Origin of the sequence: Streptomyces stoeckheimensis (assembly GCF_045822005.1) — a bacterium.
Lineage (GTDB): Bacteria > Actinomycetota > Actinomycetes > Streptomycetales > Streptomycetaceae > Streptomyces > Streptomyces stoeckheimensis.
The window spans coordinates 2,851,342-2,864,676 of the sequence record NZ_CP169550.1; the positions used below are offsets into that span (position 1 = coordinate 2,851,342).

The window sequence follows — 13,335 nt, forward strand, 5'->3', positions numbered from 1 at the left end:
GGCAGGGGGTGGATCACCATGGGGAGCAAGAGCGACAAGGGCGGTACGGGCAACAAGGGGCGGCCCGGACGGACCCGCCGGGCGGTGCTGTTCGGCGGGCTCGGGGTGGTGACGGCCGCGGCGGTCGCCGGGCGCGATGAGCTCGGGCAGGCCTGGTGGCTGGTGCCGGGGGTGTCCAAGCCGCGCAAGGACGGCGAGCTGGACCACGCGGGGGCCTCCTGGACGGCGGCCTCTCCGGCGAACTGGCGGCTGGCGGACCGGCCCGCCGACTACCGGGTGGACCGGATCGTGGTGCATGTCACCCAGGGCGGCTTCAAGTCCTCGGTGGACGCCTTCAAGAATCCGTTCCACCGGGCTTCGGCTCACTACATAGTCGGCCAGGACGGGCACATCGAGCAGATGGTGCGCGAGCTCGACGTCGCCTTCCACTCGGGCAACCGCTCGATGAACGAGCGCAGCGTCGGCATCGAGCACGTCGGCTTCGTGAACCGGCCGCAGGACTTCACGGACGCGATGTACGAGGCTTCGGCGCGGCTCGCCGCGGACGTCTGCAGGCGGTACGGGATCCCCGCCGACCGCAAGCACTTCCTCGGCCACTCCGAGGTGCCCGGAGCCGACCACACGGACCCGGGCCGCCACTGGGACTGGGGTCGCTACCTCCGCATGGTCAACGAGGCCGGCGCCGCGGGCCCGCAGAAGGCGTAGACGGCCTAGCTGAGTCCCGCCGTGCGCGCGCGGGCCACGGCCGGGCCGATGGCGGCGGCGACCGCGTCCACGTCGGCCTGCGTGGAGGTGTGGCCGAGGGAGAACCGCAGGGTTCCCCGGGCCAGGCGCGGGTCGGTGCCGGTGGCCAGCAGCACGTGGCTGGGCTGCGCCACGCCGGCCGTGCAGGCGGAGCCGGTGGAGCACTCGATGCCCTGGGCGTCGAGCAGGAGCAGCAGGGAGTCCCCCTCGCACCCGGGGAAGCTGAAGTGGGCGTTGGCGGGGAGCCGGCCGGCCGGGTCGCCGCCCAGGACCGCGTCGGGGACCTCGCGAAGCACGGCGGCGACGAGCCGGTCGCGCAGGGCGCCGATCTCGGTGGCGAACCGTTCGCGCCGCTCGGCGGCGAGTACGGCGGCCACCGCGAAGGCGGCGATGGCCGGGACGTCGAGGGTGCCGGAGCGGACGTGCCGCTCCTGGCCTCCGCCGTGCAGGACGGGTACGGGGGTCTGGTCGCGGCCGAGCAGCAGCGCGCCGATCCCGTACGGTCCGCCGACCTTGTGGCTGCTCACCGTCATGGCGGCCAGGCCGCTGTCGCCGAAGCGGACGTCGAGCTGGCCGAAGGCCTGGACGGCGTCGGAGTGCAGCGGGATGCCGGACTCGCTTGCGACGGCGGCCAGTTCGGCGATCGGCATGACGGTGCCGATCTCGTTGTTGGCCCACATGACGGTGGCCAGCGCGATGTCCTCGGGGCCCCGCTCGATCGCCTCGCGGAAGGCCTCGGGGTGCACGCGCCCGTAGCGGTCCACGGGCAGGTACTCGACCTGCGCGCCCTCGTGTTCGGCGAGCCAGTGCACGGCGTCGAGGACGGCGTGGTGCTCGACGGGGCTGGCGAGGACGCGGGTCCGGGCGGGATCGGCGTCGCGGCGGGCCCAGTAGAGCCCCTTGACGGCGAGGTTGTCGGCCTCCGTGCCGCCGGCGGTGAAGACCACCTCGCTCGGACGGGCCCCGAGCGCGTCGGCGAGGGCCTCGCGGGCCTCCTCGACGGTGCGGCGGGCGCGGCGGCCGGCGGCGTGCAGGGAGGACGCGTTGCCCGTGACGCCGAACTGCGCGGTCATCGCCGCGGCGGCCTCCGGCAGCATCGGGGTGGTGGCGGCGTGGTCGAGGTAGGCCATGATCCCCCGATTCTACGAGTCCCCCGCACCCCCGCTCCCCCGCCGGGGCCTCACACCCCGCCGACGAAGCCCCCGGGCGCGCGACGGCCTGCCGTTCCGGCCTGACCCGGCGCGCTACGGCCGCGCCGTGCGCGGGGCCGGACCCGTCACTGCGCCGCTGCGCGGGGCGAGGTCCCCTACCCGCCCTTCCACCGTTCCCCGGGCGCTGCCCGGACCCGGAAAGACCCTGGGGCTCCGCCCCGGGGAACGGGCGAAGGGCGGGTAGGGGACCTCGCCCCGCAGGGCCGAACCAACCGCACCCGCCCACCGGGCCCCGCGCCGGGACGGCGGTGGCGGCAGCCCCGACCAGCCGCCGGCGGATGGAATCCGGCGCAGCGCCACGAAGCCCGCGCAGCGGTGCGAGGAGCGCGTTAAGAGGGCGTGGCCACTACGCGCGGGGCGCTCGCCAGCTGGCGGGACTGGGCCACCAGGCGGTCCGCCGAGTCCCAGACCTCCGCGTCCTCTTCCAGGAAGCCGCCCGCCAGGTTCCGCGTGGTGATCGAGACGCGGAGCGGACCGGGCGCCGGACGCCGGCGGATGTGGGTGGTGAGTTCCACCGTCGGGGTCCAGCCGATCAGGCCGAGGTCGAAGGAGGTCGGCGGGAGCCCGTCCACCGCGAGGAGCAGGGAGAAGGGGTCCGCGTCGCGGCCGTCCGCGAGCTCGAACCAGGCCCGCATCTCCCCCTTGCCCGAGGGCTGTCCGACGGCCCAGCCGGCCGTCGCCGGGTCCAGGCGCAGCCGGAGCCGGTCCACGATCGCGGAGCTGCCGGGGATCGGGGCCGGGCCTGCTTCGGGGCCGAGGCAGTCCTCGTAGGCGGGGATGACGGGAGGGAGGGCCGTGGTGTGGACGGAGTCCGGGAGCGCCGCGAGGTCCCCGTAGGAGGCCAGGACGCGGATCCGCTCGATCTCGGCGCCGTTCTCGTCGAACTGGAAGAGCGAGGCCTGCCCGGTGGAGAGCGTGCGGCCGACCCGTACGACCTCGGTGCGGATCACGGCGGGGCCGGGGACCGACGAGGTCAGGTAGTGCGCGGAGACCGTGAAGGGGTCCGGGTGCGGCAGGGCCGCCGACAGGGCGCGGCCGACGAGGGCCAGGAGGTAGCCGCCGTTGACGGCGGTGATGATCGTCCACCCGGCGGAGAGGTCCGCGTCGTACACACCGGGTTCGCCCGCACGGGCGGTGACGGTGGTGTCGCGGTCGAACTCGCTGTCGCCGATGGAGGCCTTGGCAGCTGCGTGTGACATGGAACGACCGTACACCCGGTCCCTACTAAGCGGTAGCTTTGCCTGATGTGGCGGCCACTACGGTGCCCCCGCGCCTACGGCTCCTCCGCCACCGACGAGCGGCGGTTCCACGCGAGGGGCGCCCGCAGGTGATAGCGCATGGCCAGCAGCCGCAGGACGAAGGTGGTGACGATCGCCAGGGCCGTCGTGACGGCGTTCAGGTTGTCGAAGCTGATGAAGAGCGCCACCATCGAGGCGCCGACGAGGGCCGGCACGGCGTACATCTCGCGGTCGCGCAGCAGCGAGGGCACCTCGTTGACGAGGACGTCGCGCAGGACGCCACCACCGACGGCGGTCGCCACGCCGAGCGCGGCCGAGGCGGTGAGGCCCAGACCGTACTCGTACGCCTTGGTCGTGCCCGTCACGCAGAACAGCCCGAGGCCGGCCGCGTCGAAGACGTTGATGGCCCGGTTGATGCGCTGGACCTCGGGGTGCAGGAAGAAGACGAACGCGGCGGCGATCAGCGGCGTGACGAAGAACCCGAGATCGCTGAAGGCGGCGGCGGGGGTGGCGCCGATGACGATGTCGCGGAACAGGCCGCCGCCGAGGGCGGTGACGAGCGCGAGGACGACGATGCCGAAGACGTCGAAGTTCTTGCGTACGGCGAGCAGGGCGCCGGCCGTGGCGAAGACGAAGATGCCCGCGAGGTCCAGGCCGTGCTGGACTCCGGGCGGGAAGAGATCGTGGAGCACGGGCTCATTGTGCCGGTCGCCTGCGGCGTGCTCGAACGTGTGTGGCGCGGCCACGGCTCCGAGGGGGTGGCGGGCCCTGCCGGGTCGGGGCTGCACCCCGTGGGGCCGCGGACCGTGGCCGGGTGCGGCGCCGCCGTCAGGGGCTCCGCCCCCGAACCCCCGCGCCTCAAACGCCGGCGACGCTGATTTTGCCCGGCGGCGGCGATGTTCCCCGGGCGGGGCCGGAGCTCCCCCGGCGGCGCCGCGTGTGGCCGGCGCCGCCCGGGGTGGCACTCAGTCCGTCGGCGCCGCCACGGCGTCCGACGCGCCCGGGAGGGCCGGGTCGCCCGGGGCCTGGTCCGGGGCGTTCTCCGGGTGGTGGCAGGCCACCTGGTGGCCGGTCTTCAGCGCGATGAGCGGGGGCTCCTGCGTGGTGCAGACCTGGGTCGCCTTCCAGCACCGGGTGTGGAAGCGGCAGCCCGAGGGAGGGGAGATCGGCGAAGGGACGTCGCCCTTGAGCAGGATGCGGCCGCTCTTCGCTCCGCGCCGGCGCGGGTCCGGCACCGGGACGGCCGACATCAGGGCCGTGGTGTACGGGTGCATGGGCGCCGTGTACAGGGACTTGTTGTCCGCGAGCTCGACGATCTTGCCGAGGTACATCACCGCGATGCGGTCCGAGACGTGCCGGATGACCGACAGGTCGTGGGCGATGATCACGTACGTGAGGCCGAGCTCCTCCTGGAGGTCGTCCAGCAGGTTGACCACCTGGGCCTGGATGGAGACGTCCAGGGCCGAGACCGGCTCGTCCGCCACGACGAGCTTCGGCTTCAGGGCCAGTGCGCGGGCGATGCCGATGCGCTGGCGCTGACCGCCGGAGAACTCGTGCGGGTAGCGGTTGTAGTGCTCCGGGTTGAGGCCCACCAGGGAGAGGAGGCGCTGGACCTCCGCCTTGAGGCCGCCCTCGGGCTGGACTCCCTGGAGTTTGAACGGGGCGCTGACGATGGTGCCCACCGTGTGCCGCGGGTTCAGCGAGCCGTAGGGGTCCTGGAAGATCATCTGCACGTCGCGGCGCATCGGGCGCATGCCGGACACGCTCAGGTGCGTGATGTCCTTGCCCTCGAACTCGACCTTTCCGCCGGTCGGTTCGAGCAGCCGGGTGATCAGCCGGCCCATGGTCGACTTTCCGCAGCCGGACTCGCCGACGATGCCGAGGGTCTCACCGGGATAGACCTCGAAGTCGATGCCGTCGACGGCCTTCACGGCCCCGACCTGGCGGCGCAGCAGCCCCTTGGAGATGGGGAAGTGCTTGACCAGTCCGGTCACCCTGAGCAGCGGCTCCGGGGAGTCCACCGCCTGGGCCGGGACGGTGACCACGGCCTGGTCCTGCTTGTCGTTGTCGGGCACAGTCATGTCGGTCACAGCTTCGGCGCAATCTCTTCGGTCCAGATCCGGTCCCGCTGCTCCGGGGAGAGGTGACAGGCGGCCCAGTGGCGGCCGGCGCCCTCCGCGGAGGTGTCGACGAGGGACAGCTCGGGCCGTACGGTCCGCGTGACATCGCCCTTGGGCAGGTCGGCGTACGGGCACCGGGGGTTGAAGGCGCAGCCGCTCGGGATGTTGATCAGGCTGGGCGGCGAGCCCTTGACCGGGATGAGGCGCTCGGTCTGCTCCCGGTCGATGCGCGGCATCGAGCCGAGCAGGCCCCAGGTGTACGGGTGGCGGGGCTCGTAGAACACCTTCTCCGCGCTGCCGCGCTCCACGCACCGGCCGCCGTACATCACGAGGAGGTCGTCGGCCATCTCGGCGACCACGCCGAGGTCGTGCGTGATCATGATGACCGCGGAGCCGAACTCCTTCTGCAGGTCCCGGATCAGGTCGAGGATCTGCGCCTGGACGGTGACGTCGAGGGCGGTGGTGGGTTCGTCCGCGATGAGCAGTTCGGGGTTGTTGACCAGCGCCATCGCGATCATCGCGCGCTGGCGCATGCCGCCGGAGAACTCGTGCGGGTAGCTGTCGACCCGCTTGTGCGGCTCGGGGATGCCCACGCGGTCCAGGAGCTCGACGGCCCGCTTGCGGGCGACCTTCTTGTCGACCTTGTGGTGGACCCGGTAGGCCTCGGAGATCTGCTTGCCGACGGTGAAGTAGGGGTGCATCGCCGACAGCGGGTCCTGGAAGATCATCGCGATCTCCCGGCCGCGCAGCTTGCGGACCTCTTCCTCGGGGCTGGACAGCAGCTCCTTGCCGTCGAGCCAGATCTCGCCGGAGATCCGGGCCCGCTGGCGACCGTACTGGCCGACCCGGTGCAGGCCCATGATGCCCAGCGAGGTCACCGACTTGCCGGAGCCGGACTCGCCGACGATGCCGAGGGTCTTGCCCTTCTCCAGCGTGAAGGAGAGTCCGTCCACGGACTTGACCAGGCCGTCTTCCGTGGGGAAGTGGACCTTGAGGTCGCGTACGTCGAGGAACGCGGTGCCGGGCGCGCCGGTGGCGACGGGCTCGTTCAGTGCGCCCGTCACGGCGGGCGTCGTCGAATCGGTCATGACAGCCTCACTCGGGGGTCGATCACCGCGTACAAGAGGTCGACGACGAGGTTGGCCGCGACGACGAAGAAGGCGGAGATCAAGGTGATGCCGAGAATGACCGGCAGGTCGTGCTCGCTGATGGCGCGGACGGCGCTGTAGCCGAGGCCGTGCAGCGAGAAGGTGTACTCGGTGAGGACGGCGCCGCCCATCAGCGCGCCCAGGTCGAGACCCAGGACGGTCAGGATCGGCGTCATGGTCGAGCGCATCGCGTGCTTGCCGATGACGACGGGTTCCGTCAGCCCCTTGGCGCGCGCGGTGCGGATGTAGTCCTCGTTGAGCACTTCCAGCATGGTCGCGCGGGTGAGCCGCGCGTACATCGCCGCGTAGAGGAAGGCGAGCGAGATCCACGGCAGGACCATGCCGTTGAACCAGGTGCCCGGGTCCTCGGCGAAGGTCTTCTCCGGCCGTCCGAACCAGCCGAGCTGGTCGGAGAAGAAGGCGATGGCGAGCATGCCGGTGAAGTAGATGGGGAGGGAGACGCCGGCGAGGGCGAGGCCCATCGCCGAACGGTCCAGCACCGTACCGCGCTTGAGGGCGGAGATGACGCCGGCGGCGACACCGCCGATCACCCAGAGCACGACGGCACCGGCGGCGAGCGAGAGGGTGACGGGCAGCCAGTCGGTCAGCAGCGGCCACACCTCCTGCTCGGTCTTGAAGGAGTAGCCGAAGCAGGGCGCGGCGCATTGCGTGACGTCGTTGCCGTTGGCGTACGTACGACCCGCCACCAGCCCGACGACGAACTTGCCGAACTGGACGAGGATCGGGTCGTCGAGACCCATCTTCTGCCGGATGCCCTCGATGGCGGCGGGGTCGGACTGCTTGCCGACGAAGTACAGGGCCGGGTCCGTCCCGATCATCTTCGGGAAGAGGAAGAAGATTCCGAAGGTCACCAGCGAGATGACCAACAGCATGACGATGACGGCGAAGATCCGCCGGATGAGATATGCAAGCACTGCGCTCGGCCTGGCTGCGACCCGGGGACGCCCTCTTCTGGAGAGCGCCCCCGAGCCGCCGCCGCGGCCATCACCTGCCCTTCGTGCCTAGCGGGTGTGGCACTGGAACTGAATCGGACGGTTTGTCTACTGGACGCCGAGCGAGGCGTAGTCGTACCGGCCGTTGTACGCGTCGGACGTGTAGACGTTGGTCAGGCGGCTGCTGCGCCACGAGATCGTCTTGTCGTAGACGAAGGGCAGGTAGACCGCGGCCTCGGAGACCTTCTGGTTCATCTGCTTGTAGATGTCGCCGGCCTTGTTGGGGTCGGTCTCCGCGATGGCGTCGTCGAACAGCTTGTTGATCGCCGGGTCGTTGAGCTCGGAGAAGTTGTTGTTGCCGCTCTGCAGGATGAAGCGGCCGTCGACCAGCGGCTGGGAGAAGCCCTGACCGGTCGGGAAGTCGGCGCCCCAGCCCATGATGATGATGCCGTAGCCCTTCTCCTTGACCACCTTCGGCGAACCGATGATGCCGGAGGTCTGGGCGCCGTCGAACTGGTCGACGTCGGCCTCGATGCCGACCTGCTTCAGGGCGTTCTGCAGGGAGACGGCCGTGGCGACCTCGACCGGCTTGTTGTTGCGGACCGCGATGGTGGTCTTGAAGCCGGTCTCCTTGCCACAGGCCTTCAGGGCGGCCTTGGCCTTCTCGACGTTCGGCTTGCCGTCGTTCTTCAGGACCTCGTACGGGTCGTACTTGCCGTCAGCGCCCTTGATGCCCAGCGGCAGCATGTTGGGGGCGATGTCGCCACCGGCCTGCGGGCCGCCGCGGGCGGTCTGCAGGGACTTCTTGTCGGCCGCGTAGATGACGGCCTTGCGGCACTCGATGTTGTCGAACGGCGCGACGGTCTGCGGCATCACGGCGTACCGGATGAAGCCGGTCTGGCCGTTGTCCAGGTTGTCCTTGTGGTCCTTCAGCGCGGTGGCGCGGGCCGCCTGGCCGATGCCGGTCGCGTTGATGTCCAGGTCGAACTCGCCGTTCATCAGGCGCTTGTCCATGTCGTCCGCGTTCGCCATGAACGTGACCGAGATGGTGTCCGGGAGCGCCTTGCGGATGGTGTCCGACTCGGCCTTCCAGGCGGTGTTGCGCGAGAGCTTCATGCTCTTGTTGGGCTCGTACGAGTCGATCTTGTACGGGCCGTTGGAGAAGGGCTTGAGGCCGTACTTGGCCGCGGTGTCCTTGTCCTGCTTGACCGGGCTGGCGGCCGGCATGGCCAGCATCTGCTCGAAGTCGCCGTTGGGCTGCGGGAGCTTGAAGATGATGGTCTTCGCGTCCGGGGTCTCGATCGCCTTGAGGCCGAGCTTGTCCGGGCTGGTGTCCTTGTACGGACCCGGGTACTCGGTCTTCGGGTCGAGGACCTGCATCAGGTAGACCGGGCCGCCGGAGATGACGTCCTGGGCCCAGGTGCGCTCGATGCCGTACTTCACGTCCTGGGCGGTGACGGGGGTGCCGTCCTCCCAGGTCACGTTGTCCTTGAGGGTGTACTTGTAGGTCTTGCCGCCGTCGCTGATCTCCGCGTTGGCGGTGGCCAGGTCGGGGACGAGCTCGGTGCTCTTGGAGCCCGGCTCCGCCTTGAAGCTGACGAGCTGGCGGGCGTAGTAGCGGGAGAAGTCCCACATGAAGCCGTAGTAGCCGCGCTGCGGGTCCCACGAGTCGGCTTCCTGCGTACCGACGAACTTCAGCTCGCCGCCCGCCTTGGTCGAAGCGTTGGCGACCTTGCCGATGGCGGCGTTGAAGCCGCCCGCCGCGGCCGGCTTGTCTTCCGTCTTCGCCTTGCCGTCGTCTCCGCCACAGGCGGTCGCGGACAGCATCGTCGCGAGCACGACGGCCGTGCCGGCGACGAGCCTGCGCTTGGACATGCGATGGGTAGTCACGATGCTCGCAACCCTCCGTTGTGATTCCGGTTCGAAGCCGGGTTCCGGTGTGCCCTGCGGTTCTGACCTACGGGTGCCCTGCGGGATGACCTGCTGGGACGGCTAACGGGAGCCCTTCGGGTCGAGGGCGTCGCGGACGCCGTCGCCGAAGAGGTTGAAGGCCAGCACGGTGATGAAGATCGCCATGCCGGGGAAGATCATGAAGAGCGGATCGTCCTCATAGGTCCGCACGGCCGTCGAGAGGGTCTCGCCCCAGGACGGTGTGGGCGGCTTGACGCCGACGCCCAGGAAGCTGAGCGCGGCCTCGGTCAGCACGTTGGTGGGGATCATCAGCGTCGCGTAGACGGTGATCGGGGCGACCAGGTTCGGCAGCAGCTCGCGGAAGAGGATGTACATCCGCCCGGCGCCCAGGCTCCGCGCGGCTTCGACGTACTCCCGTTCGCGCAGCGACAGGGTCTGTCCGCGGACGATGCGGCCGATGTAGGGCCAGCCGAAGAAGCCGATCACCAGGACCAGTACGGCGATCCGCAGGCCCGATCCCTCGAAGCCCCAGAGCTTGGCGGGGACGACCGAGACCAGCGCGATGATGAAGAGCAGCTGCGGGAAGGCCAGCAGCAGGTCCATGACCCGGCTGATGGCCGCGTCGACCCAGCCGCCGAAGTAGCCGGCGACGATGCCGAAGAAGGTGCCCAGCGAGACCGCCACGAAGGCGGACAGGAAGGCGACCAGCAGGGAGATGCGGGCGCCGTAGATGATGCGGCTGAACACGTCGCGGCCGTTCACCGGCTCGACGCCCAGCAGGAAGTCGCTGCTGATGCCGCCGTAGTCACCGGCGGGCAGGCCCAGCAACGGGTCCAGCTGGTCTTCGTGCAGCTCCTCCGGGGGGTGGCCGAACGCGCTGACGATCAGCGGCGCGAACAGTGCGACGAGGATCAGCAGGAGCACGACGAAACCGCCGGCCAGCGCGACCTTGTCGCGCTTGAGCCGCATCCAGGCGATGCGGCCGGGCGAGCGGCCTTCGATGGCCTTGGCGGGGACGTCGGCTACGGACACGGGTGCGGGTGTCTCCGCGCTCATGTCGTGCAGTGGTGCCGTCATCGTGGTGGGGACCCCTCTCGGCCGACGGGTGGGCCGGCCCATGCCCGCCGCTGTGGCGGCGTTGGTGCGGAGTGGCGCTCGGAGTGCGAGGTACGGATGTGTTGCTGCGGAACGGGGCGTGCTGGTGGTGCGCGTGGTGCTGTGCGAAACAACAGGCGAAGTTCCCGTGACGGGTTCGCCTTTGGAAGACTCACCCGCTCTTGGGTGGGGAGTCTTCATCGGGCGCTCGATCAGCCGCCAGACCCGCAGGTGAATGGATGCGCAACCGTGATCTGAGGGTCGAGTTCCCGTTATCCGGACTTCGCTGTCATCTCAGCGGAGCAAGACATCCTGTTCGGTACGGAATCGGACATGGCGCCCAACTCGGCGCACTAGCGCGCCTATTGGCCGTACATCAGCGTCGAAATCAGGACAACGCAAAGGCCGCACGGAACGACTGTTCCGTGCGGCCTCGGGTGGCTGAATACCGATGTCTCAGTAGGCGGGCGCCTGTCCCTCGCGGTCATAGAAGGGCCTGGTTTGCGCCCGCAGCCACATCGCCACCGGATCGTGTTCGTCCGCGAGCGCGACCGTGCACACGGGCACTCCCTCGGGGACCGCGCCGACCGACTGGCGCATCATCTCGCGCACGGATTCCAGCGCGTGCGCGGAGGCGTCGTACAGGTCGAGCCCGACGGCGAGGTACGGGGACCCCAGCGCGGGCTGCACCCAGGCGCGGCGCAGCGAGCGGACGGCGGGCGTGCGGTGCGCGTGCTGCGTGAGCAGCCCGTAGAACTGCGGCAGCTCGATGGCGGGCTCGGACAGCCGCAGCGGGCCGGCCGGCATCCGGTCCAGCCCGGTGGCGATCCGGCGCAGGTCGGCCCAGGGAATGCCGACGCCGCCGCCCTGGGCGTGCGGGTTGAGCCACAGCCCCCAGCGGTCGGGGTAGAGAGCACGGGCGATGTCCCGGCCGGTGACCACCTCGTACCCGCGGTTCCAGCCGCTGGCGGCCAGCTCCTGCGGGGAGGTCACGCAGGGCGCGTACCCGAGGCCCTCGACCTCCATGCCGCCGTACTGGGCCTCCGGGGAGCCGGGCCGCCCCTGCCAGAGGAGCATCCACAGCCGTCCCTCGGCCAGGGCGTGCAGGAGAGACTCGTAGCTCTCGTAGCGCCCCGGAGTCACCTGGCGCAGCATGTGCTCGACCTGCCCGACCGCGGCCGTGCCTGACGCACTCACCCGGTACCCCTCTTCGTCTGTTCGTCCGCCCGTCGTCCACGCGTGTCGGCCACCAGCTTAAGCGTCACTACGGCAGGTAGAAGGGGCGTACGCGCTCACGTATGTAGTCGACGACCGGGTCCTCGGCGGCGTCGAGCAGGATCAACTGCACCGGCCAGGGCGGTGGTACGCGGGTCAGGGCCCGCCCCAGCGCGTCCATCGGGGCGTTTCGCATGCCGGGCTCCCATCCCAGCAGGTGGACCCCGACGTACAGCTCCGGCGAGCCGCCCTCGACGCTGGCGAGGCAGCGGTGCGCCGCCGCGACGACTCCGGTGGCGCGGAACTCCTCCGCGGCGGCGGCCAGGAACTCGACCGGGTCCTCCTGCCAGTCGGGCTCGTAGAGCCGGACCCGGCCGCCGGTGGCGGGGCCGTCGAGCGGGCTGCGGCCGGTGCGGCAGAGCTCCGCGACGGCCGGCGGGGGCAGGGGCACGCCGACGGATCCCTCGGGGTTGACCGCGATGCCGAGCTGCGGGGGCAGGCCGCGGGCGAAGTCCACGGCGGGGGCGACGGCGAAGTCCATGGCGGGTCCGGCGCAGGCGCGGAACTGCTCCTCGGAGCTGTAGACGGGCACGTAGGCGGCGCCGTCGATGTCCATGGTGGGCAGGTTCAGGCTGTTCACGCCGCCGGGCAGCGGGATCCACAGGTGGCTCCGCCCGAGGACCTCGAGGATCCGTCCCCCGGCGTCCGCCTGTCCGAGCGCCGCCCCGAGCACCTGCTCCAGCTCGTTACCCGGCCACATGTACGTCTCCGCTCGCTTGCCCTTGGTCTCGACCCGAGATTAACGGGCGCCTGCGACACCCCGACCGGGGGCCGACCGCCGGCCGACCGCCGGCCGACCGCTAGAGGAAGCCGATCGAGGTCAGCCGGGACGCCGCCGGGCGGTCCAGCAGGGTCACCGACGCGCAGCCGGCCGGCGGGCGGCCCGCCTCGGCCTCGCGCAGCAGCCGGGCCACCGCCCCCCGGTGCCGGGCGAAGGCGTACGCCGAGACGCCCCGGCCCCGCGCGGCCTGCCCGGCCCGGGCCTCCTCGGGGGTGGTGTCCAGCAGCACCAGGTGCAGCGCGCGGCCGCGCCGCCGGGCCGCCGAGGCCAGCAGCGCCCGTACCCAGCTCTGCGTACCGCAGTCGTGGACGACGGCCGGGGCCCCGGAGCGCAGGACCCTCCACAGGCCCCAGTAGTGCGCGATCCGGACCGCGGGCCGGTACACCGCGTAGGGCAGGGCGGCCGGCATCCGGCGCTCCCACCGCTCGCGGGCGTCCTGGGAGTCGATGCCGCCGCCCTCCGCGGCCCGCTTGATCAGGGTGCTCTTGCCGCCGCCGGGCAGTCCGGAGACCACCACGACGTCCCCGGCGGCGAAGCGGAGCGTCCGCGGGCCCTCGGACCCGCGCAAGTCGCGTACGGCTGCGGGCTCCCCCGCCGCCCCGGCCGCCGCCGGATCCCGTACGAGGGCACGCTGCGTCGGCACCCCGGCCACCGCGCCCTCGACGGTGCCCGTGGTCGTCGCCGCCAGTACTCCGAATCTCCGCACAGTGATCGCCTCCCCCGATACGGGTCACTGGACCCGTTCCCCCTGAGTGTAAAGAGACGGTAATCCGGCGGCGCCGGTTCCGTTCCGGGTCCGCTCCGCTTGCGGACCCCCTCCCCCATTCGGCCGCACGTCGTGCAATGATGTGCGCCATCT

12 protein-coding genes are annotated in these 13,335 nt (G+C 71.1%); 1 reads left to right on the forward strand and 11 read right to left on the reverse strand.

Annotated elements, in window-relative coordinates; all coding sequences use genetic code 11:
- The first annotated feature begins 18 nt into the window (after positions 1-18).
- Entirely contained in the window at positions 19-705 is a 687-nt protein-coding gene (locus ACE1OC_RS12750; protein ID WP_407837112.1) for an N-acetylmuramoyl-L-alanine amidase, read from the forward strand.
- A 5-nt stretch (positions 706-710) separates the two neighbouring features.
- Here the strand turns inward: ACE1OC_RS12750 and ACE1OC_RS12755 are convergent, their stop codons facing one another.
- The 11 genes from ACE1OC_RS12755 to ACE1OC_RS12805 form a co-directional block, all read right to left on the reverse strand.
- On the reverse strand, positions 711-1,874 hold the full coding sequence (locus ACE1OC_RS12755) for a cysteine desulfurase family protein (protein WP_407837113.1): 1,164 nt from the start codon (positions 1,872-1,874) through the stop codon (positions 711-713).
- 410 nt (positions 1,875-2,284) lie between these two features.
- Positions 2,285-3,154: a thioesterase family protein gene (locus tag ACE1OC_RS12760; protein ID WP_407837114.1), complete on the reverse strand. Its 870-nt coding sequence runs from the start codon at positions 3,152-3,154 to the stop codon at positions 2,285-2,287.
- Between the two features lie 74 nt (positions 3,155-3,228).
- On the reverse strand, positions 3,229-3,885 hold the full coding sequence (locus tag ACE1OC_RS12765; RefSeq protein WP_250746282.1) for a trimeric intracellular cation channel family protein: 657 nt from the start codon (positions 3,883-3,885) through the stop codon (positions 3,229-3,231).
- 273 nt (positions 3,886-4,158) lie between these two features.
- Positions 4,159-5,274, reverse strand: coding sequence for an ABC transporter ATP-binding protein (locus ACE1OC_RS12770; RefSeq protein WP_407837115.1), 1,116 nt, complete (start codon positions 5,272-5,274; stop codon positions 4,159-4,161).
- 5 nt (positions 5,275-5,279) lie between these two features.
- Positions 5,280-6,401 carry an ABC transporter ATP-binding protein gene (locus ACE1OC_RS12775; RefSeq protein WP_407837116.1) on the reverse strand — a complete coding sequence of 374 codons (1,122 nt, stop codon included), beginning with the start codon at positions 6,399-6,401 and terminating at the stop codon, positions 5,280-5,282.
- Positions 6,398-7,396 (reverse strand): ABC transporter permease, encoded by a 999-nt coding sequence (locus ACE1OC_RS12780; RefSeq protein ID WP_356514684.1) that lies wholly within the window; start codon positions 7,394-7,396, stop codon positions 6,398-6,400. The genes ACE1OC_RS12775 and ACE1OC_RS12780 overlap by 4 nt, the downstream gene beginning before the upstream one ends.
- A 126-nt stretch (positions 7,397-7,522) precedes the next feature.
- Complete coding sequence (locus tag ACE1OC_RS12785; RefSeq protein ID WP_407837117.1) at positions 7,523-9,304, reverse strand: ABC transporter substrate-binding protein; 1,782 nt, start codon at positions 9,302-9,304, stop codon at positions 7,523-7,525.
- A gap of 102 nt (positions 9,305-9,406) precedes the next feature.
- Entirely contained in the window at positions 9,407-10,402 is a 996-nt protein-coding gene (locus ACE1OC_RS12790) for an ABC transporter permease (protein WP_407837118.1), read from the reverse strand.
- A gap of 474 nt (positions 10,403-10,876) precedes the next feature.
- Positions 10,877-11,617 carry an enhanced serine sensitivity protein SseB C-terminal domain-containing protein gene (locus tag ACE1OC_RS12795; RefSeq protein ID WP_389694141.1) on the reverse strand — a complete coding sequence of 247 codons (741 nt, stop codon included), beginning with the start codon at positions 11,615-11,617 and terminating at the stop codon, positions 10,877-10,879.
- Between the two features lie 67 nt (positions 11,618-11,684).
- Entirely contained in the window at positions 11,685-12,395 is a 711-nt protein-coding gene (locus tag ACE1OC_RS12800) for an enhanced serine sensitivity protein SseB (protein WP_407837119.1), read from the reverse strand.
- A gap of 100 nt (positions 12,396-12,495) precedes the next feature.
- Positions 12,496-13,182, reverse strand: a complete 687-nt coding sequence (locus ACE1OC_RS12805) for an AAA family ATPase (protein WP_407837120.1) — start codon at positions 13,180-13,182, stop codon at positions 12,496-12,498.
- Positions 13,183-13,335: the final 153 nt, after the last annotated feature.